The following is a 203-nucleotide window of genomic DNA, read 5'->3' as shown; positions in this document are numbered from 1 at the left end:
TGGAACTACCAGGGTTATGTTGAGTTCATGGGCAGGAACGATGACCAGGTAAAGATCCGTGGTTACCGTATCGAGCTTGGAGAGATCACACAGGTTATGAGCCAGCATCCCCTGATTACCAACTGTCTGGTTCATGCCAGTGAAGGCTCATCTGAGAACAAAGAACTGATTTTGTATTATGTGAGTGAATCTTCGTTAAGCGT

At 45.8% G+C, this 203-nt stretch carries 1 protein-coding gene; it reads left to right on the top strand.

The genetic code is table 11. The annotated features are described in order from the left end of the window. Positions 1 to 203, top strand: a 203-nt coding sequence (locus GFU89_RS23295) for a hypothetical protein (protein WP_318849394.1), incomplete at both ends; no start/stop codon positions are given.

The organism is Chryseobacterium sp. JV558, assembly GCF_033712365.1.
Taxonomy (GTDB): domain Bacteria; phylum Bacteroidota; class Bacteroidia; order Flavobacteriales; family Weeksellaceae; genus Chryseobacterium.
This window is presented reverse-complemented; position numbering and strand designations above follow the sequence as displayed.